Raw genomic sequence first — 26,786 nt, 5'->3', positions numbered from 1 at the left:
CCGCGTCGCCAAGGCAGGATGCGCGTCGCCGGGGAAGGCGCGTCGCCAAAAGCCGTGGCCCCTTCCTCGGCGGAAGGGGCCACGGCCTGGGATCCCGCGGGAGCGGGCTGAGCCAGGAGCGCGCCTAGCTCGCATCCTCCGTGAGGAGGAGGTCGCGTCCCACGGTCTCCGGCGTGAAGAACGTGGTGACAAACGAGATGAGGGCAAGGACCAGCGAGTAGATTGCGAGCACCAGCCACGAGTGGTCCGTAGCCGCCAGGAGCGCCGCACCCACGAGGGGAACAAGCCCGCCAGCTATGACGGCTGAGAGCTCGCGGCTCATGGCCACGCCGGTGAACCGGTACTGCGAACCGAAGAGTTCGGGCAGGAGCGGGCACTGCGGACCGAGCATGGACTGGACGCCGAGGGCGATGCCCACCACCATGACGATCCAGACGAGCGTCACGTTGCCGAGTGTCACAAGATAGAACGCCGGCAGGGCAATGACGGCCTGGAACAGGGCACCGTAGCGATAGACGGGCACGCGGCCATACCGGTCCGACAGGGCACCGAAAGTGATCACCATGATGGCGGCGAAGCCTGCGGCGATGAGGAGGCCAACCGGACCGATGAACTTGTCGCCCGGGAAGACCCCGTCCTTTGCAGCCAGGAAGGCGATGAGGAGGGCGGAGTAGATCGAGGAATTCCCGTTCTCGCCCATCCGGAGGCCAATGCCGATGAGCACGTTCTTCTTTGAGTGCTTCCACAGCTGGCCGATGGGGTTCTTGACCACGCTCTTATGCTTTTCCAGCTCCTGGAAGACGGGTGTTTCCTTCAGCCTGAGCCGGATGAAGATCGCCACCGCAATCAGGATCACGCTGGACAGGAATGGCACCCGCCAGAGCCAGCCTTCCAGGACGGCCTTGTCAGCCATGGCGATCAGGGCGAAGGTTCCGGCACCGAGCAGCGTGCCCAACTGGATACCGACGAACGGCAGCGCGGCGAAGAAGCCACGGCGGCGCCGCGGAGCGACTTCGGAGATCAAGGTGGTGGCGCCCGCCTGTTCCGCGCCGGCGCCGAGGCCCTGAAGGATGCGCAGAGTGACCAGCAGAACGGCCCCCAGCATGCCCGCCTGCTCAAACGTCGGCAGCAGACCGATGGCGAAGCTTGCGGTCCCCATCAGGCCGATGGTGAGGATGAGGACCATTTTGCGGCCGAACGTGTCGCCGATGTAGCCGAAGATCAGTCCGCCGAACGGCCGGGCCGCGAAGCCAACGCCGTAGGTGGCAAACGATGCGATCAGGGCTCCGTCCTCGCCGAGCGGCTTGAAGAAGAGGGGCCCGAAGATCAGCGCCGAAGCCAGGCCATAGATATAGAAGTCGTAGTACTCCAGAGCGGAGCCCACCGAGCTGGCAAGAGTTGCCCTTCGCAGCTGTTCCGGATCGACGACGGCGCCGTCCTCTTCAGCAAGCGGTGTATCAGTACGAGTTGTCACAAGCACTCCCTCAAGAACACTCCAGACCCCCGTTGGCCTGGTGGGATAGTACCGACGTCCTTGAGACGCCGATCACTATGCTGAACAGCGTACAACATAGTGATCGGTTCGGCCAATATGTAATCGGATTTATTTTTCCGGCACCTTACCCCTCCGGTCTGGCGCCCGTTTCAGCCCATGGGATTCCCCAAGGACCGCGCCAGTTCCTGCAGTTCCTTCACCATCTGGGCCCCCTGCCCTGCCGAATAGGTGGCCTTCAGGGCGGTTACCGACAGGCCGAGGCTAGGGCCGTGCGCGCCGCGGGTGGGGACCGAGACGGCCAGGCAGACGACTCCCGTGGTTGATTCCTCATCCTCGAAGGCATAGCCCTGTTCGCGAATGACGGCGAGCTGGGCCTTGAGCTCGGCGCCGGTCCGGAGCGACTTGGGAGTCAAGACCGGAAGTTCGGCGTCGTCCGGGAACATCTCAGCGATGTCATGGTCATGCAGCCGGGCCAGCAGCGCCTTACCCACCGCGCAGAGGGACACGGGCATCTTGTCACCGATGTTGGAGGTGAGGCGAACAGCGGGATGTCCCTCGTAACGGGCCAGATAGATGACGTTGGTTCCATCCAGCATGGCGATCCGGACCGTTTCGCCCGAGAGAGTCGGAGCCTGCTCACAGAACCGGTAGAACTCCTGCACCTCGTCGAGGCGGCTGAGGTATGCCGCGCCGAGTTCAACCAGCTTGCGTCCGAGAGTGAACTCGGCGCCCTGGCGGTTGATCAGCCTGGCCTCCTCGAGCGCCAGCAGGAGGTTCGATGTTGATGACTTCGGAAAGCCCAGCTCCCGGGCGAGGTCGCTCAGGGTGAGACGTCCGGTTGCAGAGGAAGCCAGGGCCTCCAGCACGGCGGCGGCGCGGGTGACTGCCGGTGCGGGAGAGGCACTCCCCAGTCCGTCAGCGGTCCGGGGAACTCGGGAATCGGCCATGATTCTCCTTTAGATATCGCGCACAGGTTGCTGTCATTCGAAGGCTGTTCATTCAGCTGAACAGTAACCATCATAATGTCTCCCGAGGAGAATCTCCCTCAAACGGGCGCCTAGGCGCCGGTGTGCCTGGCGGGCCTGATGGGATCAGGCTATGGCCACGACCGGATTCAACAGCTGGCCGATGCCCTCAACGTGGCAGATGACGGTGTCACCGGGAACGATCCGCGCGCACTCGGCGGGGAAACCCGTAAGCACCAGGTCGCCTGGGTGCAGCGTCATAAAGGACGTCAGGTAGACCAAGATCTCCTCCACCCCCCAGCCCAGATCAGCGGAACTGGCCGCCTTGAGCTCCGTGCCGTTGTGGTTGATTCCGATTGCCAGGTTGTCAGCGTTAAGATCCGTGACGATCCACGGCCCCACCGGAGTGAACGTGTCCTGGCTTTTGGCGCTGATCCACAGTTCGTCGGATTTCTGCAAGTCCCTGGCCGAGACGTCGTTTCCGACGGTGAAACCCAGAACTGCAGTCCGGGCGGTGTCCAGCGTGAGTCCGCGGGCCCTGCTTCCTACGACGATCGTTAGTTCTGCTTCCGGATCAACATGGCCCACGCCTCGGCGCAGTTCAATTGCGTCCCCCGGACCGACAACACTGGTCGCTGCCTTGTGGAAGGCCTGCGGAGGGAGATCGCGGCCCGCCCTGCCCGTATTGTGCGCCATACCCAGGACGTTGGCCGGCACGCTTGGCGCTAAAAAGGTGAATGAGACCTGTTCCACTGTGTCGCCGATTTCCCAACCATCTCGGGGTACGCTGCCGAGGTTGGCCCCTGAACCCGGGAACGGAGTAGGGATCACCGTCCAGGCCATGCCCGCTTCGCTGTCGAACTCCGATGCGTCGTTGGCGACGAAAAACTGCTCGTCCGCCACAACATGGGCGAGAGGGCGGACTCGGGCAATACGGCGGGCGGTAGTGGCGGTCATGAAGTCATCCTAGGTGCCGGTCCTGCTCCTGGCGCAGGCGGAGGCCGCGACCTCTTCCAGTTGCCGAATGCGTTGCGCCTAAAATGGCTCTCCATTACGCCATCGAATGGGGCAAATCGGAAATGGACAACATTGCCGCCGGTTTAACATTCGCCGACTTTCAAGGTATATTCTTTCTAAGCCTTCCACCGCGGCATCCCCCAATAGTCGCGGTGGAAGGCTTTTCCATTGCCTGATTGAGGGCACTCTCAGCCGTGCTGCTTCGCACTCACCGATCCGGCATTGCCTGGCATCGCATAGTCTTGACTGCCGGGGATCGGCTGTGCCCGGTCGTGGCTAGGCGATGCCTTTGCCGTGCAAGATCCTATGCGGCGTCAGCTATGGCCCCCCGCAGCCGCCAGCCGCCGCCCAGCCCGTCCCGGACGAGTTCCATGGTGGTCAACGCCGAGCCCCGGTTCCTGCCCAAGGTCGCCTGAATCTGCCACACTTCTACGTCAACACGGCTTAGGCCCTTGGGCATTCTCCGCTCCGCCTCCCACCAGCTCACGCGCTCAAACCAGCGGACCGGTTCGGGGCCCACAATCCATTCCCGGCCGCCGCGGACAACGGCAGACGGCCTTCCGTCCGGGCCTGACTTCACCATCACGTGTTCCACACCGTCACTTTATGGCGGGCCTGCGACATTGTTGGTGGAACGGCGGCGAGCAACAAATGACGCCGATGTGCAGGTCCGGCGGGCGCCGGGCGGGAATATCATGCCGAGACGGGAATCGCCGGCCAAAAGATCGGCTGCGGCACCTGGATCTATTCGGTACTTATGCCGCCCACGCTGCCGGGATCGCTGATTGAGTCGCTGGACTGTCAGTTTCGGTTCTCACCGGTCACCAAAGCAGGCTTCAGCGGGCCCGGGTTAGACGGTCGCAGGGTGGCACGGGGTATCAACAGGGCCGCGCTCCACCTACCGACGGGCCCGCTCACTGTGGAGACCTTCCTCAATACCTACAACACAGCGCCTGAGCGGCATGAAGGCCAGTCCGAGGGACGGTATTCCCACCGTAAATCTGACCCTCGATTAGATGTCGCCTTGCACCGCGACCACCCGCGGCTCCCGCAAGCGGATGAAAACGTCCGCTGGCTGGGGGTTCTTGCCCCTTAGGGTGATACCAGAGATGCTCACGCCTTCGGGCATGAGTATGCTGTGGCGCACCTGTCCCTTTGTCTTTCGAGACCAAGCTTGGCGACTCAGGCCGAGCCGGGAATTCCTCCTCAAACCAAGAGTCGCAACATCCACGCCATCTGCACCTTGGAGATCGTACGAGACCTCCGCGAAGCCTCCCTTAAGGTTCTCCGCCGATTCGAACTCGAATTCAAACTCGATCAGTCCCGCCTCCGCCTGCAGCGGAAAAGTCAGCACGGTGTCTTCGGTGAGTTGGAGTGGCTCCGCACCGGGCGCCGACAGCTCATGTACTACGGGCTCGCCAGCGACAAGATCGTCGATCAGGCTCGGCCACTTCTCGGCGGATACGTCGGCGGCACGCACTACCGGGAGCTTTTCAAGGCGCGCCAGTGACCCCGCAACGCGTTCATGAGGGGTGACATTCAAGGTTGAGTCCTGGTCACCGTGCCGAATCTGGAAAAACATGTGGTCGCTCGAGTCCAGGATGGTCGGCATCACGGTATCAACCCGGTGGTGATGGCCTGGTGTGCTCGCGGTAAAGCGACGTTGGCGCGGGTCGAAGGCCGACACGAACGCCATTCCCTGCGCCGACTTCGGGTGATAGAACTCCCGAAGATTCATGAGCTCGTGTTCCCCGCGATATGCGGTGAGTCCGAGGCCGAACGAGATCGCCATTCCAATGTGATTTGCCGTCCGGTACTTTTCCAAGCAAGTCAGGTAGTCCGCGGCAAGTACGTCATCGTCGTCCAGGCGGAACCACGTCACGGGTTGGACATCGTCGTCCGCTGTGAATTTTCCAGCAAGATCTTCTTCGATTAGAGGGGTGACTTCCTCAATTCCCGTCCCACGGACAGTCTTGTTCCACTCCACCGGAATCAGGAAAGGGTATTCGCTGGCTGCCGCGTACAACAGCTCCTTGTGGCGCTGCGGAAGCAGTTCGGAATAGAGGACGAAATGCTTGTAGTCATGGTTCTTTGCCATGGCAGCCAGCGCGGGTACGGACTTCGTGAAGAACAAGTCAGCCCTCATCCGAAGACGCTGTTCCGAGAACAGGTAAGCCATGTACTCGTCCGGCGTCTTAAACACTCCGCTTCGCGATGTCTTCCACGACGGAGAACCAGGCGAGAAAAGGCTGTAGCGCGTAACGCCGAAAAACACGATGGTCCTCCAAGATCCGGAATGTTCAGAAATCAATCAACTCTAACCGTTCGCCAGAGTGGTGAACGACGCAGCTCAAGGAGACGTTGCCGCCCGTCGGCAGTGACCATGACGCGGCTCGTAGCAAGGGCCGACTTGTGAGAACGGCGTACTCATGGCATCCGGCCTCTATGGCACGCAACGAACCCCGCCCTGGCGGCCTCTAGGCCTGCCACGACGGGGTCTCTTTTGGTGGGTCCTACCGGGATCGAACCGATGACATCCACGGTGTAAACGTGGCGCTCTACCAGCTGAGCTAAAGACCCAAAATCGCAGTTTTGGCGCCTGAGCGCCTCAACCAACGAACAGCTACTTTACCGGATGCTGAAGGCAAAACGCCAATCCGTGCACAGCTGCGCCCGACGGTGCCAGATCCGGCGCTCAGAGCGGCGGGAGCTCGTCGGCGAGCCAGGTCAGCGCCTCGCTGACGCCGGCGTCGAGTTTGATCGTGGCGAGGCCGTCCCCGCGGGTCTGCCCCCTGTTGATGATGACCACGGGTTTGTCCTGCCTGGCGGCGTGGCGGACAAAGCGAAGTCCGCTCATCACCGTCAGGGAGGAGCCTGCTACAACCAGCGCTCCGGCCTCGTCCACCATCGCGTAGGAGCGTTCCACGCGGTCCTTGGGGACGTTCTCGCCGAAGTACACGAAATCCGGCTTAAGCGTTCCGCCGCAGGCCGGGCAGCGCGCCACGACGAAACTTTCGATCAGGCCGGAGTCCTCCACGGTGGCATCGGCGTCCGGCGCCATCTCCACTCCACCGGCCGCCATTGCGCGCTCCAGGAAACCGGGGTTGAGCTCCTCCAGCACGCCCGCCAGGAGGCTGCGGCTGTAGCGGCGGTGGCAGGCCAGGCAGACCACCCGGTCGAAGCGGCCGTGCAGGTCCACGACGTTGACGCTGCCGGCGTCCTCGTGGAGACGGTCCACGTTCTGGGTGATAAGTCCGGTGAGCAGTCCCCGTTTTTCCAGCCGGGCGACGGCGGTGTGGCCGCCGTTGGGGTCAGCCCGCCGCAGGTGGGACCAGCCGATGTGGTTGCGGGCCCAGTATCGCTGTCGGTTTTCTGCATCCCCGATGAATTCCTGGTACGTCATCGGAGCCCGGGGGGCGGCGCCGGGGCCGCGGTAATCCGGTATTCCGGAGTCGGTGCTCAGGCCGGCGCCGGTCAGCACGGCGAAGCGGTCGCCGGCAAGGATGTCGTGGATCTCCCGCAACACCTCGAGCTCGTCCCTGGCGGGTGCGGCGGCGGCGATGGGCGGCAGACTGGCGAAGCCAGTCATGCCAATTCCGGGGCGCCGCTGCCTCAACTGGTCAGCTCCCGGTGAGCCCCGCCAGGGCGGCACGATATTCGCCGAGGTCCCTGGCTTGGCCGCGCGGATTTACGACCACATAGCGCACGATTCCGCCCGCATCCAGGATGAAGCTGCCCCGCTTCGCCATGCCGCTCTCGGCGTCGAAGACGCCGTACCGGGCCGCCACAGCGCCGTGCGGCCAGAAGTCGGCGAGCAGGTCGAAGGCGTAGCCCTCTTTCTCCGCATAGGCCCGCTGGGCGAACTTGCTGTCCACCGAAACACCCAGCACCACGGCGTCGGCGTCCTCAAAAAGCGCGAGATTGTCCCGCAACTCGCACAATTCCCCCGTGCAGATACCGGAGAACGCGAAAGGGTAGAACACGAGGACGACATTGCGTCCCCGGAAGTCGGAAAGCCTGATCGGTTCTCCGAACTGGTTCAGCAGTTCGAAGTCGGGAGCCTGCTCGCCGACAGCGGGTACAGTTCCGTCGACGGCCGGTACGGTTCCTTCGACGGCGACGCCGGTTCGGGTCACTTGTTCTTCCGGGTGACCAGCCGGGCCGCGCTCCAGTCCCTCGACACTCCCGCTGAAGTGGTGACGTGGAGACCGGCGGTGGGTGCCGCGTCCTGGATGTCAGCCGGCGAGACGTAGCCCGGGCGGCCGGATTTCGGGGTCAGGACCCAAATAACACCGCCCTCGGTCAGGGTGGTCAGCGGATCGACAAGGGTGTCAACGAGGTCGCCGTCGCCGGCCCTCCACCAAAGAATGGCCGCGTCGACTACTTCATGGTCGTCCTCATCAAAGAGTTCCGAGCCCGTGAGATCTTCGATGTCCTCACGCAAGTCGAAGTCGACGTCGTCGTCATAACCGAATTCCTGAATCAGATCTCCGGTTTTGAAACCCAGTTTTTCCGCCACATTTACCGAAGTGGCGGCGTCGGCCTCGCTCACGTGTTGCTCCTATGCTTAGTGATTTCTACAAACCTAGTGATTTCCATTACTCCAAGCCAACACCCTTTGAGCCTGCGCTTCAAGCTGTTGGCTGCGCGATCCGCCATATTCTGCGTCACACGGAAGGATCCGGAGGCCGCGGGGCGGCGCTTCGTCACACAACCAGTATGCCCGGGAAATACGGAGGGGCGCCCACATGAGCGCTACGCATCCGCCCGCTGTCACGACTAGAGTGGCTGTTGACGACTACGCCTCCGAGGGCGAACGCCCCGCTGACACAGGCAGGGATAGTTGTGATTGGACCCTTGCCCGGCGCACATGACCGGGCTGTTGTAACCGATATGTCGCACACGTCGCGTTCACGCCAGGCAGTTACCCTGCCGGAGCTGAGGGTGCCGATGAATGCGCTCAAAGAGAGGTTGGACGTGGCTGCAGGAGAAGAGACCTCCCATATCCTCAGCGGGTTGACAAACCAGCTGCCTGATCGTGATCCCGAAGAGACCGCCGAATGGCTGGAGTCCCTGGATGACCTGATTCAGGATCAGGGCACCGAGCGTGCCCAGTACATCATGCGCGCGCTGCTCCAGCGGGCCGGTGCGCAGAGCGTCGGGGTTCCGATGGTCACCACCACGGACTACGTGAACACGATCCCGGTGGATCAGGAAGCGCCGTTCCCCGGCGATGAGGAAATCGAGCGGAAGTACCGGGCCTGGCTGCGCTGGAACGCCGCGGTGATGGTGCACCGGGCGCAGCGGGCCGATATCGGCGTCGGCGGGCACATCTCCACTTACGCCGGGGCCGCGACCCTGTACGAGGTCGGGTTCAACCACTTCTTCCGCGGCAAGGACCACCCCGGCGGCGGGGACCAGGTCTTCTTCCAGGGCCACGCGTCCCCCGGGATGTACGCCCGGGCCTTCATGGAAGGCCGGCTCTCCGAGGAGGACCTGGACGGCTTCCGGCAGGAGAAGTCCAAGGAAGGCCACGCGCTGTCCTCCTACCCGCACCCGCGCCTGATGCCGGAGTTTTGGGAATTCCCGACCGTCTCGATGGGCATCGGCCCGATGAACGCGATCTACCAGGCCCAGTCCAACCGGTACCTGCACAACCGCGGCATCAAGGACACTTCCGACCAGCAGGTCTGGGCGTTCCTGGGCGACGGGGAAATGGACGAGCCCGAGTCCCGCGGCCTGCTCCAGCTCGCCGCGAACGACAAGCTCGACAACCTCAACTTCGTGATCAACTGCAACCTCCAGCGCCTCGACGGGCCCGTGCGCGGCAACGGCAAGATCATGCAGGAACTCGAGGCGTTCTTCCGCGGCGCCGGCTGGAACGTCATCAAGGTCGTCTGGGGCCGGGAGTGGGATTCGCTGCTGGCCAAGGACGAGGACGGCTCGCTCGTGAAGATCATGAACGAGACCGTCGACGGGGACTACCAGACCTACAAGGCCGAATCCGGCGCGTTCGTCCGCGAGCACTTCTTCGGGAAGACCCCGCAGACCAAGGAACTGGTCCAGGACCTCTCCGACGACGAGATCTGGAACCTCAAACGCGGCGGGCACGACTACAACAAGGTCTACGCCGCGTACAAGGCCGCGACCGAGTTCAAGGGCAAACCCACCGTCATCCTGGCCCACACGGTCAAGGGCTACGGCCTGGGCACCCACTTCGAGGGCCGCAACGCGACCCACCAGATGAAGAAGCTCACCCTCGCGGACCTCAAGGCCTTCCGCGACCACCTCCGCATCCCGGTCACCGACGACCAGCTCGAAGCCGACCTGTACCGGCCGCCGTACTACCACCCCGGCATGGACTCCCCCGAGATCCAGTACCTGATGGGCCGCCGCAAGGAACTCGGCGGCTTCGTCCCCGAACGCCGCGCCAAGCACACCGAGCTCACGCTCCCGGACGAGAAGGTCTACGAGGTCGCCAACCGCGGCTCCGGCAAGCAGCAGGCCGCGACCACCATGGCGTTCGTCCGGCTGCTGAAGGACCTCATGCGGGACAAGGAATTCGGCAAGCGGATCGTGCCGATCATCCCGGACGAGGCCCGCACCTTCGGCATGGATGCCTTCTTCCCGACCGCGAAGATCTACAACCCGAACGGGCAGAACTACCTGTCCGTGGACCGCGAGCTCGTCCTGGCCTACAAGGAGTCCATCGCAGGCCAGATCGTGCACGCCGGCATCAACGAGGCGGGCTCCGTCGCCGCGTTCACCGCCGCCGGGTCCGCCTACGCCACGCACGGCGAACCGCTGATCCCGGTCTACGTGTTCTACTCGATGTTCGGCTTCCAGCGCACCGGTGACTCCTTCTGGGCCGCCGCGGACCAGATGACCCGCGGGTTCATCATCGGTGCGACCGCCGGCCGCACCACGCTGACCGGCGAAGGCCTGCAGCACGCCGACGGGCACTCCCCCATCCTGGCCGCCACCAACCCGGCCGTGATCACCTACGACCCGGCCTACGGCTATGAGATCGGCGTCATCATGCGCGACGGCCTCAACCGGATGTACGGCCCCGGCCCGGCCGATAACGACCCGTCACGGAACGTGATGTACTACATCACGGTCTACAACGAACCCATCGTGCAGCCCCCGGCACCGGCGGAACCCGACGTCGAGGGCATCATCAAGGGCATCTACCTGCTCGCACCGGCCAAGATCGACGGCCCGCGCACGCAGATCCTCGCCTCCGGCGTGTCCGTCCCCTGGGCCCTGGAGGCCCAGAAGGTCCTCGCCGAGGACTGGGGCGTCTCCGCCGACGTCTGGTCCGTGACGTCCTGGACCGAACTGCGCCGCGACGCAATGGCCGCCGAGGAAGAAGCCTTCCTCAACCCCGACCAGCCCGCCCGCGTGCCGTTCGTCACCCAGCAGCTCGCCGGCGCCACCGGACCGATCGTCGCCGTCACGGACTACATGAAGGCCGTTCCGGACCAGATCCGCCAGTTCCTGCCGAACGAGTTCGCCTCCCTCGGCGCTGACGGCTTCGGCTTCTCGGACACCCGCGCCGCGGCACGCCGCTTCTTCAAGAACGACATCCACTCAGTGGTGGTCCGTTCCCTGGAGATGCTCGCCCGCCGCGGCGAAGTGGATGCCCAGGCGCCTGCCAAGGCGATCGAGAAGTACCGCCTGCACAACGTCAACGCCGGCACCACCGGCAACGCAGGCGGCGACTCCTAAGCACGCCAGCAGCAGACGACGGCGGCTCCCACCGGAAGGTGGGGCCGCCGTCGTCGTTTAACGGGTACGGCCGGAACCGGTCCGGGAACTGTGATGCAGGCCAAAGCTCGTTGTAGCTTTTGCACAAATGGAGCTTGGGCGGCGGGCACCGTATGCTCGATGCATGGCAGAGCCGATCACCACTCCCGTAAAACGCAAGCCGGCCTCCAAGGCCATGTCGCCGGAGAAAACCGAAACGCTGAAGAAGCTGCGGGCGAGCGTGGGCCAGCTCTCCACCACGACGTTGCGCCAGCTGGAGAAGTCCCTGCCGTGGTACAGCCGGCTGAACTCTGACGAACGCTCCGCCCTCGGCATGGTGGCCCAGAACGGCATCGCGGCCTTCGTCACCTGGTACGAGCGGCCCAGCTCGCCGTCGTGGATCCTTTCCGACGTTTTCGGTACCGCACCGACCGAACTGACGCGTTCGATCAGCCTGCAGAAGGCCCTCCAGCTTATCCGGATCGTGGTCGAGGTGGTCGAGGACCAAGCCCCCGTGATTGCCCCGGAGGCGGATCAATCCGCCCTGCGCGAGGCCGTGCTGCGGTACTCGCGTGAAGTAGCGTTCGCCGCCGCGGATGTCTACGCCCGCGCCGCGGAGTCCCGCGGTTCCTGGGACACCCGGCTGGAAGCGCTCATCGTTGACGCCATCCTGCGCGGCGAGAATACCGATGCCCTGCGGTCGCGGATCGCCGCCCTGGGCTGGAAGGCGCAGGAGCGCTTCACCGTGATGGTGGGCAATTCCCCGTCCGAACCCAGCGCCGGCTACGTCAGCGAGCTGCGGCGGACGGCCGGCCGCTTCGCCGAGGACGCGCTGGTGGGGATCCAGGGTGACCGGCTGATCCTGATCCTCGGCGGCGTCCACGACCGGGAGACGGCCTATCTCAAACTCAGCGAACTGTTCGCCCCCGGCCCCGTGGTCTATGGCGCCGAAGCGGGGTCCCTGCTGGAGGCCAGCGGTTCCGCGCAGTCAGCCTTCGCCGGGCTGACCGCGGCCCGCGCCTGGCCCTCCGCCCCGCGTCCGGTGGCCGCCGATGACCTCCTGCCCGAACGGGTGATCTCCGGGGACGACGCCGCCCGGCGCTCCCTGGTGAAGAACATCTACCGCCCCCTGGTGGCGGCCTCCAACGGGCTGGTGGAGACCCTCGGCACCTATCTCGAGCTGGGCCACTCCCTCGAAGCCACAGCCCGGGAACTCTTCGTCCATGCCAACACCGTGCGCTACCGGCTCAAGCGGGTCTGCGACGTTACCGGCTGGGACCCGCTCCTTCCGCGGGAGGCCTTCGTGCTGCAGACGGCCCTCGTGGTCGGCCGCCTCTCGGCCCCGCCGAAGCCTGCCACGGAACGTCAACCATCCCGTAACAACTCCTGACCCGTTGTAGACTTCCTACAAACTGACCCTGCGAGCTTGGTGCATGAAAACACCAAGGATTCCGCAGTAATTTGGAAAGCTGGATACGTGCTTGCAATCGTCTGCCCTGGACAGGGCTCCCAGACCCCTGGTTTTCTGGCCCCCTGGCTGGAACTGCCCTCCGTCGCAGGCCATCTGGCCTCGCTCAGCGAGGTAGCAGGCATCGACCTCGTCGCCCACGGCACGACCTCTGATGAGGAAACGATCAAGGACACCGCCGTGGCGCAGCCACTTCTCGTGGCTGCCGGCCTGGTGGCCGCCACGTCCCTGTTCGACGTCGAACTCAGCGCCCTGCCGGTGATCCTTGCCGGTCACTCGGTCGGAGAAATCACGGCCTCGGCCCTGGCCGGGGTCCTGACCGAAACCGAAGCCATGACATTTGTCCGCGAACGCGCCAACAGCATGGCCTCCGCCGCCGCGGCCACCCCGACAGGCATGAGCGCCGTGGTGGGCGGCGACCCGGCCGAGGTCCTGGCCGCGATCAAGGCCAGCGGCGCCACCGCCGCTAACGTCAACGGTGCCGGTCAGGTCGTCGCGGCCGGCACGCTTGACCAGCTCAAGGCCCTCGCGGAGAATCCGCCGGCCAAGGCCCGGGTGATTCCGCTGAAGGTTGCCGGCGCGTTCCACACCTCGCACATGGCCCCGGCCGTCGAGGCACTGCAGGCCCTCCGGCCCTCGCTGCACCCCCAGAAGCCGCAGGTTCCCCTCCTGTCCAACCACGACGGCGCGGAAGTCACCGACGGCGACGCCGGCGTCGACAGCCTGATCGCCCAGGTCTCCCGCCCGGTCCGCTGGGATCAGTGCATGGAGACGATGGTGCAGCGCGGTGTGACCGGCCTGATCGAACTGGCCCCGGCCGGAACCCTTGCCGGACTGGCGAAGCGCGCCATGCCCGGAGTGAAGACCGTCACCGTCAAGACCCCGGACGACCTGTCCGCCGCCCTGGCCCTATTCGCAGAACTGGAAGGACAGGCATGAGCGTCCCCACCTTGAAGCAGGCTCCCCTTCGCGAGAACACCCGCATCATGGCAGTCGGCGCCTACCGGCCGAGCGTGGTTGTCACCAACGAGGACGTCTGCCAGTGGATCGACTCCTCCGACGAGTGGATCCGCCAGCGCACGGGCATCATCACCCGACACCGCGCCCCGGCCAATGTCAGCGTGATCGACATGGCCGAGAGCGCTGCCCTCGAGGCGCTGGAGAAGGCCGGGATCGAAGCCTCCCAGCTCGGCGCCGTGATCGTCTCCACCGTGACGCACCCGTACGCCACGCCCTCGGCCGCAGCGAGCCTCGCCGACCGCCTGGGCGCGACGCCGGCACCGGCCTTCGATATCTCGGCCGCCTGCGCCGGATACTGCTACGGCATCGCCCAGGGCGACGCCCTGGTCCGCTCCGGCGCTGCCGACTATGTCCTGGTGGTCGGTGCGGAGAAGCTCTCCGACGTCATCGACAACACCGAGCGCACCATCTCCTTCCTGCTGGGTGACGGCGCCGGCGCCGTCGTCATTGGCCCGTCTGACATCCCCGGCATCGGACCGTCGGTGTGGGGCTCGGACGGCAGCAAGTGGGACGCCATCGGCATGACCCACTCCATGCTGGACATCCGCGAACTCTCCTTGACCGGCAAGCGTGGCGGTGTCCTCAGCCATGAGGAAGCCGCCGTCACCGACGCCGCACTGTGGCCCACGCTGCGCCAGGACGGCCAGACAGTGTTCCGCTGGGCAGTCTGGGAAATGGCGAAGGTGGCAGAGCAGGCGCTGGATGCGGCCGGCATCACCTCCGATGACCTCGTTGCCTTCATCCCGCACCAGGCCAACATGCGGATCATCGACGAGATGGCCAAGAAACTGAAACTTCCCGAGACGGTCACAATCGCCCGGGACATCGCCGAGGCCGGCAACACCTCGGCTGCCTCCATCCCCCTCGCCACCCACCGCCTGCTGCAGGAAAACCCTGAGCTGAGCGGCGGGCTTGCACTGCAGATCGGCTTCGGTGCCGGACTGGTCTTCGGTGCCCAAGTGATCGTGCTTCCGTAGGCGCCCACCGCACTCCCCCGAACTGAATACGTTCTTCCACGGCACGGATTCCCACACCAAGCCGAATTCTCGGTTTGAATCATTTCCGCCCTAAGCCGCCGGCACCACCGGCGGCGGAGGGCAACTACAAGAAAAGGAGCCATCAATGGCTAGCAACGAAGAGATCCTGGCCGGCCTGGCTGAAATCGTCAACGAAGAGACCGGCCTGGCCACGGAAGCCGTCGAAATGGACAAGTCCTTCACCGAGGACCTGGACATCGACTCCATCTCCATGATGACGATCGTCGTCAATGCTGAAGAGAAGTTCGGCGTGCGCATCCCGGACGAAGAGGTCAAGAACCTCAAGACCGTCGGCGACGCCGTCAGCTTCATCGCAGGCGCCCAGGCCTGAGCCTGACCGTTTTGGCTCCTGCCGGCAACGGCTGAGACCCATGGCCGGTCCGGGGCGCTGCAGCAGCGCCCCGGACCGGACCACTTTGCAGCACCTCATGCAGCACCCGTCTGCATGACCACAAAGTTTTCCCACGCAGGCCCCGGCAGCCCTTCAGGTTCCCGGCCCGGCAGGCGCACCGACAGAGAGTGATCCCATGGCACGCAAAGTAGTCATTACCGGTCTGGGTGCCACCACACCCATTGGCGGCGATGTCCCCACAATGTGGAAGAACGCGCTGAAGGGCGTCTCCGGCGCGCACACGCTCGAGGACGACTGGGTGGCCAAGTTCGAACTTCCCGTGCAATTTGCCGCACGCGCCACGACTCCCGCAACTGAGGTCCTTAGCCGGGTCGAGGCCAAGCGCATGGACCCGTCCACGCAGTTCGCCGTCGTCGCCTCCCGCGAGGCCTGGGCCGACTCCGGCATCACCGAGTTCGACCATGATCGCCTCGCCGTGGCCTTCGCCACCGGCATCGGCGGCGTCTGGACCCTCCTGGATGCGTGGGACACCCTGCGCGAAAAGGGCCCGCGCCGGGTCCTGCCGATGACCGTGCCGATGCTGATGCCCAACGGGCCCGCGGCAGCGGTCAGCCTGGACCTCGGCGCCCGCGCCGGCGCCCACACCCCTGTCTCCGCCTGCGCCTCCGGCACCGAAGCCGTCCACATGGGCCTGGACCTGATCCGCTCGGGCAAGGCGGACGTCGTCGTCTGCGGCGGCGCCGAGGCCGCGATCCATCCCATGCCGATCGCTGCGTTCGCCTCCATGCAGGCTCTCTCCCGCCGTAATGACGAGCCCGAGCGCGCCTCGCGCCCCTATGACCGTGACCGTGACGGCTTCGTCATGGGTGAAGGCGCCGGCGCCCTGGTGCTTGAAGCCGAGGAACACGCCCTGGCCCGCGGCGCACGTATCTATGCCGAGCTCGCCGGCACCTCGGTGACCGCCGACGCGTACCACATCACCGCCCCGGACCCCCAGGGCCTGGGCGCCACCCGCGCCCTCAAGGCTGCCATGTTCGACGGCCGCATCCAGGCCGAGGACGTGGTGCACGTCAACGCGCACGCCACCTCCACCCCGGTGGGCGACAAGCCCGAGTACACGGCCCTCAAGACGGCACTGGGCCAGCAGGTGGAAAGCGTCGCTGTCTCTGCCACGAAGTCCCAGATGGGCCACCTGCTGGGCGCGTCCGGCGCGGTGGAAGCCGTACTGACCGTCCTGGCTGTCTACGAACGCAAGGCGCCGGTGACCATCAACCTTGAGAACCAGGATCCGGAGATCCCGTTCGACGTCGTCACCAAGGCCCGTGACCTGCCCTCCGGCAACATCGTGGCGCTGAGCAACTCCTTCGGCTTCGGCGGCCATAACGCCGTCATCGCGGTGCGGAGCGTCTAGCTCGTCTTTTCGCGATATGACAGATGGCGGCAATGTTCCTCGGGAACATTGCCGCCATCTGTCGTCTGGCGGAGCTATGGAGTGTAGCGGTGACGCTTTTGCAAAGATTTCGCGCGGGGTTCCAACCGCGAGGTTCTAACCGACCTGGTGAAGCCAGCGCACCGGGGCGCCTTCGGCGGCGTGCCGGAACGGTTCGAGCTCCTCGTCCCAGGCCTCCCCCAGGGCCAGGGAGAGCTCGTGGTAGACCGCTGAGGGGTCGCCGGCGCCTGATTCATAGGCGTAGCGGATGCGGTCCTCCGAGACCATGATGTTGCCGTGCACGTCGGTGACGGCGTGGAAGATGCCGAGCTCGGGGGTGTGGGACCAGCGGCCACCATCAACGCCCTGGCTGGGTTCTTCTGTGACTTCGTAGCGCAAGTGCGCCCAGCCTCGGAGCGAAGACGCCAATTGAGCCCCCGTGCCCGGAATTCCGGTCCACGACAGCTCGGCCCGGAACATTCCAGGCGCAGCCGGCTGAGCGGTCCACTCAAGGTCTGTCCGCTTGTCCACGACAGATCCTATGGCCCACTCCACGTGGGGGCACAGGGCCGTCGGGGCCGAGTGAACAAACAACACACCGCGGGTCAGTGCAACAGACATTCCATCCTCCATAGCTGTAGGTACGTCTTCCCCAACGACCTCTGCCTGGATGTCTGTCTGTTGCGCGGGTCCGTAGTTGTGCCGGTGATCCTGCCAGACTATTTAGTTAGGGCCCGGTTCCTGGGTGGAGACTTGAGGCTGAAGTGCTTCAAGCGGCACTTGAGAGTTGCCGGGCGTGGTTCCCATTGTGCCGTACCCCACCTAATTACGCCAGTGAGATTCGGCGCGTCTTTCCTGGCGCGCCGCGCGCGTCAGGGTTGGTGGGGCGTTCGTGTCACAAGGCCTCGATACGCTCCGGACGGCGCTCCGGACGACGCTGCCCACCCGCCTGCCACCTGTGGAGCAGGTACTCGACCCTGAAGACAAGTAGGACCGCTGGCAATACCAGTAAGCAACACCGTGCACGCACGCCGCTTTTGCTGATTTGATCAGCGCTGTTGCATACCAAAAAAGCTGCCTAGGTAGGGGGAACTCTATGCGTCACAAGGTCCCAGCTGTATTGGCAGGTCTTGCTCTTGCCGTTGCGCCGTTAGTGGCGACAAGCAGTCTGCGCTCGCTCTTTCTCCGGGAGTGGCGTTTTCCGCCAACAACCTCCCGACCTGGCAGACCAACGGCGTCGCCTGGACGATGGCCGAGTCGAACGGTGTTGTTTATGCCGGTGGAACGTTTACCCAGATCCGGCCTCCCGGCACTGCTGCCGGCAACCCGCAGTCCCGGAATGCCGTGAACTTCGCGGCCTTCGACGCCTACACCGGCAACCCCACTTCCTGCACACTGTCCGTGACCGGCGGTACCGGCGCGACCGTGCGTGCCCTGGCGGTGACCCCGGACGGCACCCGGCTCTACGTTGGCGGCTCATTCGGAACGATCAACGGCGTCAATACGACACGCATCGCTGCCATCCGGCTTCCGGGCTGCACGGTGGATACGACGTTCCGGCCGGCAGTCGTCTCAGCAACGGTCCGGACCATCGCCGCCACGAATTCCGCCGTGTATTTTGGCGGCGATTTTCAATCGGTCGGGTCCGCGGCTCGCGGCCGTTTCGCGGCCATGGACAACACCGGGGCGCTGTTGCCCTGGGCGCCGGTGGCCAGTGCGCCAGGGCGCGCGCTGACCGTTCCGGCCGGCCACAACGTTGCCGTCATCGGCGGTGACTTCGCCACCGTGAATGGCGTTGCGTCCCAGGCAGTCGCAGTCGTGAACGCGATCACCGGGGCCAACGTGCGGGCTTACGGCGCCACCTTCATACCCCGCACCTCGTTTACCAAGTCCATTGTTAATGATGGGCAGAGTTTCTTCATCGGCAACGAGGGAACGGGCAGCGGCGTCTTCGAGGGCCGGGCGCGCTTCAGCCTGGATACCTATGACCAGGTCTGGCGGGACACCTGCCTCGGCCCTACCCAGGCGGTTGACGTCTACAAGGGTGTTCTCTACGCGGGGCATCACCTGCACAGCTGCCCCGGCATGAACATGATGGCCGACGGTGAGCGGCAGCACCTCAGCGCGCAGCGCGTCAGCGACCGGGCCCATCTGGGGTGGAGCCCGGACACCAATGATGGAATCGGTGAAAAAATCGGCCCGCGGGCGCTGGCCCACACCAAGAAGGGCTCCGGCGACGTGCTGTGGGTTGCCGGCGAGTTCACCACGACCAATGGCAGGGCCCAACAGGGCCTGACACGGTTCGGTCCCGCCCCGGGAAGAGCGGCGCCTTCGACGCCCGGCAACGTCAGCGCAGCAAGCCTGAGGACCGGTGAAAACCAGGTCAGGTGGCGCGCCAGCGTGGACAACGATGATTCCGAGCTGACCTACAACGTGTACCGGAACGGCTCGGCGACTCCGCTTGGCACGGTGAAGGCCAGCTCACTGTGGTGGTCGACCGGCCAGGTATCCTTCACCGACAAGACCGCCGTACCCGGAACACAGTACAGCTACCGTATCCGGGCGACGGACGGCACCAACACGAGCCCGCTCTCGGCGTCCGTCTCCGTCGCGACGGCCAGGAGCACTGCCGCCTACCCGGCAGCGGTCCTTGGGGCCGGCGCCAGCACGTACTGGCGGCTGGACAACGCCGGCCCGACGGTGGGCGCCGACAGCTCGCCGGGCAACAACCTCGAGCTGAGCTACGGCGGGCCTGCATTCGCCGGTGACACGGGAGCCATCGCAAATGACTCCAGCCGGTCGACGACCTTCAACGGCACGAGCGCTTACGCCTACGGCCAGAACCGCGGCAACGCGCCCACCGTCTACACCGCAGAAGTCTGGTTCAAGACCAACACGACCCAGGGCGGGAAAATCTTCGGCTTCGGCAACGGCCAGCCGAACCGGTACGGCACCCACCCCGGACTCAGCGGAAGCTCTGACCGCCACCTCTACATGACCAACGCCGGGATGCTGGTTTTCGGGGTCAATGTTAACGGACCCAAGACCGTCACCTCGGCTCGACCCTACAACGACAACGCCTGGCATCATGCGGTGGCGACCCAGGGTAGCGACGGCATGCGGCTGTACGTGGACGGAACCCAGATCGGGGTCCTACCGGCTCAGACCACTGCACAGAGCTACTGGGGATCCTGGCGCGTCGGCGGAGACCAGCTGAACAACTGGCCGCTGCGGCCCACGAGCAACTACTTCGCGGGCTCCATCGACGAGTTCGCTGTCTACCCCACGGTCCTTACGGCCACGCAAATAATGCAACACTACAACCTGCGGAGGTGATCCCTGGCTGCCTGTGCGGTTGTCCCGGCCACCGGTCTCTAGGCCCGCGGATGGGCCTGCAGATAGCTCTTTCGAAGCCGGTCGACCGAGACATGCGTATAGATCTGGGTAGTGGCGAGACTGCTGTGGCCCAGGATCTCCTGCACCGCCCGGAGATCTGCGCCGCCGTCGAGCAGGTGCGTGGCGGCCGAGTGGCGGAGGGCGTGCGGCCCGGTCGCGGACGTGTCTCCGAGGGCTTCCAGGAGATCGTGGACGACGCTGCGGACCTGACGCTGGTCCACCCGGTTGCCGCGCGCACCGAGGAACAAGGCCGGCCCCGACGCCGCAGTGGCGAGGGCGGTCCGGCCACGGCGGAGCCAGTCGTCTACCGCGAGGGCCGCCGGGAGGCCGTAGGGCACGGTGCGCTCCTTGTTGCCCTTGCCGAGCACGCGCAGGGTCCGACGGTCGGGGTCGAGGTCATCGACGTCCAAACCGGCCAGCTCGCCCACCCGGACACCGGTGGCGTACAACAGTTCGACCATGGCCCGGGCGCGCAAGGGCATAGGACCGCCCTCGACGGCGGCGGATTCCGCCCCTTCCACGAGCCGAAGCACCTGTGCCTGGTGAAGTACGCCGGGCAGCGACTTCTCCCGCTTGGGGGCTTTCAGCCGGAGCGCCGGGTCAGACTCGATCCGTTCGTCACGGACCGCCCATGCGGTGAAGGCCCTGGCCGTGGCGGAGCGCCGGCCCAGCGTGGCGCGGGACATGCCCGCTTCACTCTGGGCACCGAGCCAACGCCGCAGGGTGCCGAGCTCCAGCCCGGTGAGATCCTGCACGCCCTCCGATGCGGCATAGCCCAGCAGGCTTCCGACGTCGGACAAGTAGGCGCGCACGGTGTGGGCCGAACGGCCGCGTTCGGCCTGCAGATAGCGGGCGAAGCCCTCAGCAGCGGTGGCCAGCGCGGCCGGGAGTTCCTTTGATGACACGCTCCTACTCTCGCAGGATTCGCCGGGCAATCAAGGAACCCAACGGCGAGCCGCGGGTGCGCCCGACCGCCGGCAGATGCGGCGCCGTGTGGCATCCTGTCACCCGGCCTTCCGTGACCGTTTCCAGCCGCCGCGAAGTGACTCGGCAAGGCCCAACAGCCCGAGCCGGCCGAGCCCGGCACGGACCGAGCCTGTACTCAGCCCCGCCACCGTCGCGAGCTTCTCGACCGTGCTGGTGGTCCGCAGGGGAAGGGCGTCCAGGAGAATCAGGTCCTCCAGCGTCAGGCCGTCCTGGACTTCAGCCCTGCCCGTCCTGGTTTCCGGGAGCGATTCCCCGCTCGGGGACGCGAGCTCTGCGATCTCCGCCGCGTCAGTGACACAAACGGCTCCGCCTTCCCGGAGCAGCCGGTGGCACCCTGCCGAATTGGCGCTGTGCACCGATCCGGGCACGGCGCCGACGGCCCGGCCGAGGGTTTCGGCGTGGTGGGCCGTGTTGAGGGCACCGGATCTCCACCGGGCTTCGACCACGACAGTGACGGATGCCAGTGCCGCGATGAGCCTGTTCCGCTGCAGAAACCTGTACCGGGTGGGCGCCGAACCGGGCGGGACCTCGGCGAGAACCGCACCCTGGTTTGCCACGGCCCGCAGCAGGTCCTCGTTTCCGGACGGATAGAACCGGTCTACTCCCCCGGCCATCACGGCGATAGTGGGAACGCCGCCGCTGCTTCCGGCCAGGGCAGCCCGGTGGGCGTGGGCGTCGATGCCGTAGGCGCCTCCCGAGATGATCGTGAAGCCCCGCTGCGCCAGTGAATAGGCGAGGTCTCCGGTGACGGACGATCCATAGGAGGTGCTGTCCCGCGAACCCACCAGGGCAATGGATTTGGCGGCTGGTGGCAGTGGCTGCTCGACCCCGCGCCACCAGAGGCAGATCGGTTCCTGCAAGCCGAGGTCCGCGAGCTGTCGGGGCCAGAGTTCGTCCGAAGGGATGATCATGCGTCCGCCCAGCCGTTCCATCGTGGCCAGGTCCCGGGCCGGCGCCAGGTCAGGAACGCGGGGGGCCCAGCGCATCCGGGCGGTTGCCAGTCCTGTCCAGCCGCTGCCGGAGCTGTTGTCCGTCAGCACGCGGGACATATCCTGCTCAAAGTCCGGACCCACGGTCAGTTCCCCCGTGGCGATGCGCAGCGCGTCCTCCGCCCCGGCAACCTGCACCAGCGCCAGGCCGGCGGCGTCCTGCGGCTCGAACAGCCGGGACAATGCCGCCCTGGCTGTCCGCTCGGCCTCGATCATGGTGTCCTTTCCAACGCTGTTCAGTGCTCCGGTGCCCGGGGCGGGCCCGGAGATGGCGGAAGTTTTTGGAAACCGCCCTTCCCGCTAGGCGGGCGCAGCTGCCTGTCGAAGGCTGAGAGCCTGACCGATGTCGTCGGCTCCGGGAAGATCCCGCCCGGCCAGGTCAGCAAGTGTCCAGGCGAGACGGAGCACGCGGTCGTAGCCGCGGGCCGTGAGTACGCCACGCTCCAAGGCATGGTCCAGGATCCGCGTGGTCGGGGGCCCGAGCCGGAAGGCGCCCCTGAGCAGTCTGCCGGGGACCTGGGCGTTGGTCTCGAGTCCGAAGGGCATCAGCCTCCCCAGCTGGCACTTCCTCGCCGCCGCGACCCGCGCCGCGATCGTCGCGGTGTCCTCCTCTGATCCCGGCTGACCGAAGTCGGCCAAAGAGACCCGCTCGACTTCAAGCTGGATGTCCACCCGGTCCAGCAGCGGACCCGACATGCGAGACAGATAGCGCCGCCGCATGGTGGGGGTGCAGGTGCAGTCCACGCCCTTGCCGGACGCCTTGCCGCACGGACAGGGGTTGGCAGCCAGTACCAGCTGGAAACGGGCAGGATACGCCGCCGTGCCCGCGGACCGGTGGATCACCAGCTCCCCGCTCTCCAGCGGCTGCCGGAGCGCATCGAGCACCCGGCGTTCATATTCAGGTGCCTCGTCGAGGAACAACACGCCGCGGTGGGCCCGGGACGCGGCCCCGGGACGGGGCAGCCCTGACCCGCCGCCGATGATCGCGGCCGATGTGGCGGTGTGGTGCGGGTTCTCGTACGGTGGCCGCCGCAGCAGCCGGACGGACGCGGACGTAAGTGCGCAGAGGGAGTGGATGGCGGTGACTTCCATCGCTTCCGTGTCCCCGAGGTCGGGGAGGAGTCCCGGCAGACGCTCGGCCAGCATCGTTTTCCCCGCCCCTGGCGGTCCCGTCAACAAGAGATGGTGGGCGCCTGCCGCGGCGACCTCCAGGGCCCGGCGGGCCTCCGACTGCCCCGACACGTCACGCATGTCCGGCGGCATGGCTGGAGTACCGTCCGGGCCGGTTTCCCCGTCATCGTCCTCAGGATCAGGTTCGAAGCCCAGGACCAGATCCTGGGGGTCCGCGCCGAAGTCGAACGCCAGTCGGGCCAGCGTCGAGTAACCCTGCACCCGGGCGCCAGGGACGAGTTCCGCTTCCGCGGCGTTGGATTTCGCCACGACGACATCCGGGAATCCCGCCCGGACAGCGGCCATGACCGCGGGCAAAACACCCCGGACCGGCCGCAGCCTCCCGTCCAGGCCCAGCTCGGCAATGAAGACGGTCCGCCCCGTGGAGCGGACATCATTGGAAGCCAGCAGCGCGGCCATGGCGATGGCCAGGTCGAACCCGGAACCTCGCTTCGGCAGCGATGCCGGGATGAGGTTGGCCGTGATTTTCCGGCGGCTCAGCGGAATTCCGGAGTTCTGGGCCGCAGAGCGGATCCGTTCCTTGGCCTCATTGAGCGACGCGTCCGGCAGGCCCAAAATGATGAACGCGGGCAGGGTCTGGCCGATGTCGGCCTCGACTTCGACGATGTAGCCGTTGAGTCCCACGAGGGCCACCGAATAGGACCGGCCGAGCGCCACCTACCCCACCCCTTTGAGGTGTTCCACTGCCGGGTTGCCGATGCCGTCGTCGAGCACGGCAACGACATCTATCCTGCGCAACGGCATCCGCAGCTCATGGTCGCGGCACCAGGCCGAGGCCAGCCGATGCAGCCGGGCTAGTTTGTCCACGCCGACGGCTTCGAAGGGATGGCCGTAGGCGACGGATCTTCGGGTCTTCACCTCCGCGATGACGAGCGCGTCGCCGTCCAGCGCGACGATGTCGATCTCGCCCTCGGGACAACGCCAGTTGCGGTCCACGATCCGCATGCCCTGGGCTTCAAGATATTCGGCCGCGAGTTCCTCGCCGCGCCGGCCCAGCAGGTCTTTTGCTCTCATAGGACCAGCGTGCGGCGGCATCCGGATCCGGCACAGGGGCCCATTGGGCTATGTGGGAAACTCCTGATCGAGGGCGGGCTGCCGGGGGAAGCACGTCAGCTCACTGTCGTAGCCCGTCTCTAGACTTTCCATGACAGCCGCACAGGTTGCCGATCCGGGGACCGGGTGTACGACTCTGAAGGGGACCAACATGCCATCTAATTCAACGTGTCAGCCGTGGTGCGACGAGCACAATGACGCCGCTGCCGAGTGCCTGACCCTGCGTTGCCTTTACTCTCACAAGGAGGAGCCGCCGGCCCGCCCGGTAATCCCGCAACAGCTTCCTTGGCCGCGCAGTTCTGGGCCCTCGGCGGCTTTCCTGACCGAATCGACACCATCTTCATCGAGGTGAGCTACATCCCGGACGAAGAGGAACGACCAGAGATGATCCTGAGGTTCCGGGACATCACCAAGGACCAGGATTCTGCCATGCTCAGCACGACCATCGCTGGCTTGAAGGAGCTGCACTCGAAGCTGGGCGGGTTCATCCAGGAGCTCGAACGGTCAGCCTGACCCATCGGGGAATCAGTTTCCCAGGTCATCGACCTTCGGCAGGGCCAGCTCCTCGCTGCGCGGGAGTTCCTCGACGTTTACGTCTTTAAAGGTGATGACCCGGACACTCTTGACGAAACGGGCCGAGCGGTAGACATCCCACACCCAGGCGTCCTGCAGAGTCAGGTCGAAGTAGACCTCACCGTCGGCGCTGCGGGCCTGCAGATCCACGTGGTTGGCCAGATAGAAACGCCGTTCGGTCTCGACCACGTAGCTGAACAACCCGACGACGTCGCGGTATTCGCGGTAGAGCTGGAGCTCCATGTCGGTTTCATAGTTTTCAAGGTCCTCGGCACTCATGGTTCCATCTTGCACCATCCGGCACCCGGCTTGCGCCACGGCGGTCCGTAGCCGTCATTGGAGAGCCCGGACCCGGAGAAGCTAGAGGAGCTGCCAGCTGACCCGGAGAAGCTAGAGGAGCTGCCAGCTGACCCGGTGGTACGGCGTGGGACCGGCGGCGCGGAGCGCGTCCTTGTGGGCGGCGGTGCCATAGCCCTTGTTCTCGTCCCAGCCGAACGCGGGATACTCCGAGTGCAGCTGGCGCATCTGGCCGTCACGTTCCACCTTGGCAAGGATGCTGGCCGCGGCGACGCTGAGGCATTGCATGTCGGCTTTGACGAGGGTGTGCACCGGCGCGTCGCAACCGGCCTCCGCCGGGCCATCGTCGAACAGGGAAGGCTGGGCCACCGGGGAGAGCCAGTTGTGGCTGCCGTCGAGCAGCACGACGTCGGGGGTCACACCGGCGGCCAGCACGGCCAGCCAGGCCCGGTTCCCGGCGAGCCGAAGCGCTCCGATAATTCCAAGCGCGTCGATCTCGTTGGCCGAGGCATGCCCGACGGCGGACGCCACGCTCCAGCTTCGGACGAGCGGCACCAGGCGTTCCCGGTCCGCCACCTTGAGCAGCTTGCTGTCCCGCACATCCGCCAGCAGCTTCAGCTCGGAAAGGTCCACGACCGCGATCCCCACGCTCACCGGCCCGGCCAGGGCACCGCGGCCCACCTCGTCGATGCCGGCGAGGAGCCGGGCGCCGGAGCCACGGAACCGGCGTTCGTAGTCGAGGGTAGGTGCTTCAGACATGGTGAGTGATTACCTGCCAGCCATTATTTGCCCGACGGCGCGGGAACGTTCCGGAAGACGTCCGGGTAGTTATCCAGGGACGTGATGCGGTTCAGTGGCCAGGCAATGACGGCCGCCTTACCCTCGATATCTGCCACATCCACGAAGCCTCCGCTGCTGTCCATGTGGGCGCGCGAGTCGGCGGAGTGGTTCCGGTTGTCTCCCATGACCCAGACCTTGCCGTCCGGAACGACGACGTCAAACTCCCGCACCGTCGGCGCTTCGGCGGCGTTGATGTAATTCTCGGTTAGAGGGGTGCCGTTGACCGCGAGCTGGCTTCCCGCGTCGCAACAAACAACGCGGTCTCCGGGCAGCCCGATGACCCGTTTGACCAGGTGTTGCTCGGAGTTGTCCGGCAGCAGGCCGACGAAGGTCAGCCCGTCCTGCACCGAGGTGAAGGGCCCGTCCGCCCTTTCCTCCGCGGGGGCCAGCCAGCCCTTGGTGTCCTTGAAAACCACGACGTCGCCCCGCTGGAGGGCGAACGGCTCCGGGACGAGGAGGTTCACAAAAATGCGATCGTTCACGTCCAGCGTGTTGACCATGGATTCGGACGGGATGTAGAACGCCCGAAAAAGGAATGTCTTGATCAGGAAGGACAGCACGATGGCGACGACCACCACGGTGGCGATTTCCTTGAACCACAGGAAGAGCTGGCTTCGGCCTTCCTTCGCCTTTGCCCTCCTGGCCCGCTTGGACTGGGGACCGGCGTGCGACGGCCCGGAGGCGGCGGGACGCTGGGTGGACACGGGGACGGACGAAGCCACGCCCGCCTGCTGGGCAGGCTCGGCCTGCTCGGCCGGCGATGCGACCTGAGCAGGCGGCAACGCGATCTGGGCACGCGGCAGCGCGGCCGTGGGGTGCTGCGGCGCCACTTCGGCCTCAGGGTCAACCTGGTATTCAGGACTCATGGGCGCCTCCGTTGTGGGAATCGCTGAGGAGGTGACCCGGGGCTGGTCCTGCCCCCGCGGCT

Annotated in this window: 24 protein-coding genes and 1 tRNA gene; 8 read left to right on the top strand and 17 right to left on the bottom strand. The window is 65.7% G+C overall.

The window, feature by feature from the left end:
* Positions 1-124 precede the first annotated feature (124 nt).
* The 9 genes from QFZ69_RS07260 to QFZ69_RS07220 all read right to left on the bottom strand — a co-directional run bounded on the left by QFZ69_RS07260 (position 125) and on the right by QFZ69_RS07220 (position 8,029).
* Positions 125-1,474, bottom strand: a complete 1,350-nt coding sequence (locus tag QFZ69_RS07260) for an MFS transporter (RefSeq protein WP_306916851.1) — start codon at positions 1,472-1,474, stop codon at positions 125-127.
* Positions 1,475-1,644: 170 nt separating this feature from the next.
* Positions 1,645-2,442, bottom strand: coding sequence for an IclR family transcriptional regulator (locus tag QFZ69_RS07255; RefSeq protein WP_306916849.1), 798 nt, complete (start codon positions 2,440-2,442; stop codon positions 1,645-1,647).
* Positions 2,443-2,586: 144 nt separating this feature from the next.
* Positions 2,587-3,417, bottom strand: coding sequence for a fumarylacetoacetate hydrolase family protein (locus QFZ69_RS07250; RefSeq protein ID WP_306916847.1), 831 nt, complete (start codon positions 3,415-3,417; stop codon positions 2,587-2,589).
* Between the two features lie 364 nt (positions 3,418-3,781).
* Complete coding sequence (locus QFZ69_RS07245; protein WP_306919627.1) at positions 3,782-4,060, bottom strand: hypothetical protein; 279 nt, start codon at positions 4,058-4,060, stop codon at positions 3,782-3,784.
* Positions 4,061-4,489: 429 nt separating this feature from the next.
* Positions 4,490-5,752 carry a glycosyltransferase gene (locus QFZ69_RS07240; protein WP_307000003.1) on the bottom strand — a complete coding sequence of 421 codons (1,263 nt, stop codon included), beginning with the start codon at positions 5,750-5,752 and terminating at the stop codon, positions 4,490-4,492.
* Between the two features lie 229 nt (positions 5,753-5,981).
* Positions 5,982-6,057, bottom strand: a tRNA-Val gene (locus QFZ69_RS07235).
* A 115-nt stretch (positions 6,058-6,172) separates the two neighbouring features.
* The gene (locus QFZ69_RS07230; protein ID WP_373461819.1) at positions 6,173-7,066 is read right to left on the bottom strand and encodes an NAD-dependent protein deacetylase; all 894 of its coding nucleotides are present in this window, start codon (positions 7,064-7,066) and stop codon (positions 6,173-6,175) included.
* A 31-nt stretch (positions 7,067-7,097) separates the two neighbouring features.
* A complete protein-coding gene (locus tag QFZ69_RS07225) occupies positions 7,098-7,613 on the bottom strand; it encodes a peroxiredoxin (protein WP_306916716.1) in 516 nt (171 codons plus the stop codon).
* Positions 7,610-8,029, bottom strand: coding sequence for a DUF3052 domain-containing protein (locus QFZ69_RS07220; RefSeq protein WP_306916715.1), 420 nt, complete (start codon positions 8,027-8,029; stop codon positions 7,610-7,612). Before QFZ69_RS07220 ends, QFZ69_RS07225 begins: the two co-directional genes overlap by 4 nt.
* 398 nt (positions 8,030-8,427) lie before the next feature.
* On the opposite strand from QFZ69_RS07220, the gene aceE reads away from it, so the two are divergent.
* From aceE to fabF, 6 genes are all read left to right on the top strand, one after another.
* On the top strand, positions 8,428-11,208 hold the full coding sequence (aceE, locus tag QFZ69_RS07215) for a pyruvate dehydrogenase (acetyl-transferring), homodimeric type (protein WP_307000000.1): 2,781 nt from the start codon (positions 8,428-8,430) through the stop codon (positions 11,206-11,208).
* 163 nt (positions 11,209-11,371) lie between these two features.
* Positions 11,372-12,616 carry a CdaR family transcriptional regulator gene (locus tag QFZ69_RS07210; protein WP_306916713.1) on the top strand — a complete coding sequence of 415 codons (1,245 nt, stop codon included), beginning with the start codon at positions 11,372-11,374 and terminating at the stop codon, positions 12,614-12,616.
* Between the two features lie 87 nt (positions 12,617-12,703).
* Positions 12,704-13,633, top strand: coding sequence for an ACP S-malonyltransferase (locus QFZ69_RS07205; RefSeq protein WP_306916712.1), 930 nt, complete (start codon positions 12,704-12,706; stop codon positions 13,631-13,633).
* A complete protein-coding gene (locus tag QFZ69_RS07200) occupies positions 13,630-14,691 on the top strand; it encodes a beta-ketoacyl-ACP synthase III (RefSeq protein ID WP_306916710.1) in 1,062 nt (353 codons plus the stop codon). Before QFZ69_RS07205 ends, QFZ69_RS07200 begins: the two co-directional genes overlap by 4 nt.
* Before the next feature lie 145 nt (positions 14,692-14,836).
* Positions 14,837-15,082: an acyl carrier protein gene (locus QFZ69_RS07195; RefSeq protein ID WP_306916708.1), complete on the top strand. Its 246-nt coding sequence runs from the start codon at positions 14,837-14,839 to the stop codon at positions 15,080-15,082.
* A gap of 196 nt (positions 15,083-15,278) precedes the next feature.
* The gene (gene fabF, locus QFZ69_RS07190; RefSeq protein WP_306916704.1) at positions 15,279-16,514 is read left to right on the top strand and encodes a beta-ketoacyl-ACP synthase II; all 1,236 of its coding nucleotides are present in this window, start codon (positions 15,279-15,281) and stop codon (positions 16,512-16,514) included.
* Between the two features lie 135 nt (positions 16,515-16,649).
* On the opposite strand, the gene QFZ69_RS07185 is transcribed toward fabF, so the two are convergent.
* Entirely contained in the window at positions 16,650-17,153 is a 504-nt protein-coding gene (locus QFZ69_RS07185) for a DUF3145 domain-containing protein (RefSeq protein WP_306916702.1), read from the bottom strand.
* A 570-nt stretch (positions 17,154-17,723) separates the two neighbouring features.
* On the opposite strand from QFZ69_RS07185, the gene QFZ69_RS07180 reads away from it, so the two are divergent.
* The gene (locus tag QFZ69_RS07180) at positions 17,724-19,868 is read left to right on the top strand and encodes a LamG-like jellyroll fold domain-containing protein (protein WP_306916700.1); all 2,145 of its coding nucleotides are present in this window, start codon (positions 17,724-17,726) and stop codon (positions 19,866-19,868) included.
* A gap of 38 nt (positions 19,869-19,906) precedes the next feature.
* On the opposite strand, the gene QFZ69_RS07175 is transcribed toward QFZ69_RS07180, so the two are convergent.
* The 4 genes from QFZ69_RS07175 to QFZ69_RS07160 form a co-directional block, all read right to left on the bottom strand.
* Complete coding sequence (locus tag QFZ69_RS07175; protein ID WP_306916699.1) at positions 19,907-20,833, bottom strand: tyrosine recombinase XerC; 927 nt, start codon at positions 20,831-20,833, stop codon at positions 19,907-19,909.
* 99 nt (positions 20,834-20,932) lie between these two features.
* Entirely contained in the window at positions 20,933-22,120 is a 1,188-nt protein-coding gene (gene dprA / locus QFZ69_RS07170; protein ID WP_306916698.1) for a DNA-processing protein DprA, read from the bottom strand.
* 84 nt (positions 22,121-22,204) lie between these two features.
* Entirely contained in the window at positions 22,205-23,752 is a 1,548-nt protein-coding gene (locus QFZ69_RS07165) for a YifB family Mg chelatase-like AAA ATPase (protein ID WP_306916696.1), read from the bottom strand.
* Entirely contained in the window at positions 23,753-24,109 is a 357-nt protein-coding gene (locus QFZ69_RS07160; protein WP_306916694.1) for a YraN family protein, read from the bottom strand.
* A 324-nt stretch (positions 24,110-24,433) separates the two neighbouring features.
* Here QFZ69_RS07160 and QFZ69_RS07155 point away from each other — a divergent pair, with 324 nt between their 5' ends.
* Positions 24,434-24,661 carry a hypothetical protein gene (locus tag QFZ69_RS07155; RefSeq protein ID WP_306916692.1) on the top strand — a complete coding sequence of 76 codons (228 nt, stop codon included), beginning with the start codon at positions 24,434-24,436 and terminating at the stop codon, positions 24,659-24,661.
* 12 nt (positions 24,662-24,673) lie between these two features.
* Here the strand turns inward: QFZ69_RS07155 and QFZ69_RS07150 are convergent, their stop codons facing one another.
* The 3 genes from QFZ69_RS07150 to lepB form a co-directional block, all read right to left on the bottom strand.
* Positions 24,674-25,000, bottom strand: a complete 327-nt coding sequence (locus QFZ69_RS07150; RefSeq protein WP_306909738.1) for a DUF2469 domain-containing protein — start codon at positions 24,998-25,000, stop codon at positions 24,674-24,676.
* A 111-nt stretch (positions 25,001-25,111) separates the two neighbouring features.
* Entirely contained in the window at positions 25,112-25,777 is a 666-nt protein-coding gene (locus QFZ69_RS07145; protein WP_306916690.1) for a ribonuclease HII, read from the bottom strand.
* 23 nt (positions 25,778-25,800) lie between these two features.
* Positions 25,801-26,724, bottom strand: a complete 924-nt coding sequence (lepB, locus tag QFZ69_RS07140; RefSeq protein ID WP_306916689.1) for a signal peptidase I — start codon at positions 26,722-26,724, stop codon at positions 25,801-25,803.
* Positions 26,725-26,786: the final 62 nt, after the last annotated feature.

The organism is Arthrobacter sp. V1I7 (genome assembly GCF_030817015.1).
Lineage (GTDB): Bacteria > Actinomycetota > Actinomycetes > Actinomycetales > Micrococcaceae > Arthrobacter.
This window is presented reverse-complemented; position numbering and strand designations above follow the sequence as displayed.

What these genes read in the sequence shown, in the direction of transcription:
- QFZ69_RS07255 (WP_306916849.1), bottom strand. Translation starts at nt 2,442, where the DNA reads ATGGCCGATTCCCGAGTTCCCCGGACCGCTGACGGACTGGGGAGTGCC.
- lepB (WP_306916689.1), bottom strand. Translation starts at nt 26,724, where the DNA reads ATGAGTCCTGAATACCAGGTTGACCCTGAGGCCGAAGTGGCGCCGCAG.
- QFZ69_RS07245 (WP_306919627.1), bottom strand. Translation starts at nt 4,060, where the DNA reads ATGGTGAAGTCAGGCCCGGACGGAAGGCCGTCTGCCGTTGTCCGCGGC.
- QFZ69_RS07160 (WP_306916694.1), bottom strand. Translation starts at nt 24,109, where the DNA reads ATGAGAGCAAAAGACCTGCTGGGCCGGCGCGGCGAGGAACTCGCGGCC.
- fabF (WP_306916704.1), top strand. Translation starts at nt 15,279, where the DNA reads ATGGCACGCAAAGTAGTCATTACCGGTCTGGGTGCCACCACACCCATT.
- QFZ69_RS07150 (WP_306909738.1), bottom strand. Translation starts at nt 25,000, where the DNA reads ATGAGTGCCGAGGACCTTGAAAACTATGAAACCGACATGGAGCTCCAG.
- QFZ69_RS07250 (WP_306916847.1), bottom strand. Translation starts at nt 3,417, where the DNA reads ATGACCGCCACTACCGCCCGCCGTATTGCCCGAGTCCGCCCTCTCGCC.
- aceE (WP_307000000.1), top strand. Translation starts at nt 8,428, where the DNA reads ATGAATGCGCTCAAAGAGAGGTTGGACGTGGCTGCAGGAGAAGAGACC.
- QFZ69_RS07185 (WP_306916702.1), bottom strand. Translation starts at nt 17,153, where the DNA reads ATGTCTGTTGCACTGACCCGCGGTGTGTTGTTTGTTCACTCGGCCCCG.
- QFZ69_RS07230 (WP_373461819.1), bottom strand. Translation starts at nt 7,066, where the DNA reads ATGACTGGCTTCGCCAGTCTGCCGCCCATCGCCGCCGCCGCACCCGCC.
- QFZ69_RS07195 (WP_306916708.1), top strand. Translation starts at nt 14,837, where the DNA reads ATGGCTAGCAACGAAGAGATCCTGGCCGGCCTGGCTGAAATCGTCAAC.
- QFZ69_RS07210 (WP_306916713.1), top strand. Translation starts at nt 11,372, where the DNA reads ATGGCAGAGCCGATCACCACTCCCGTAAAACGCAAGCCGGCCTCCAAG.
- QFZ69_RS07145 (WP_306916690.1), bottom strand. Translation starts at nt 25,777, where the DNA reads ATGTCTGAAGCACCTACCCTCGACTACGAACGCCGGTTCCGTGGCTCC.
- QFZ69_RS07200 (WP_306916710.1), top strand. Translation starts at nt 13,630, where the DNA reads ATGAGCGTCCCCACCTTGAAGCAGGCTCCCCTTCGCGAGAACACCCGC.
- dprA (WP_306916698.1), bottom strand. Translation starts at nt 22,120, where the DNA reads ATGATCGAGGCCGAGCGGACAGCCAGGGCGGCATTGTCCCGGCTGTTC.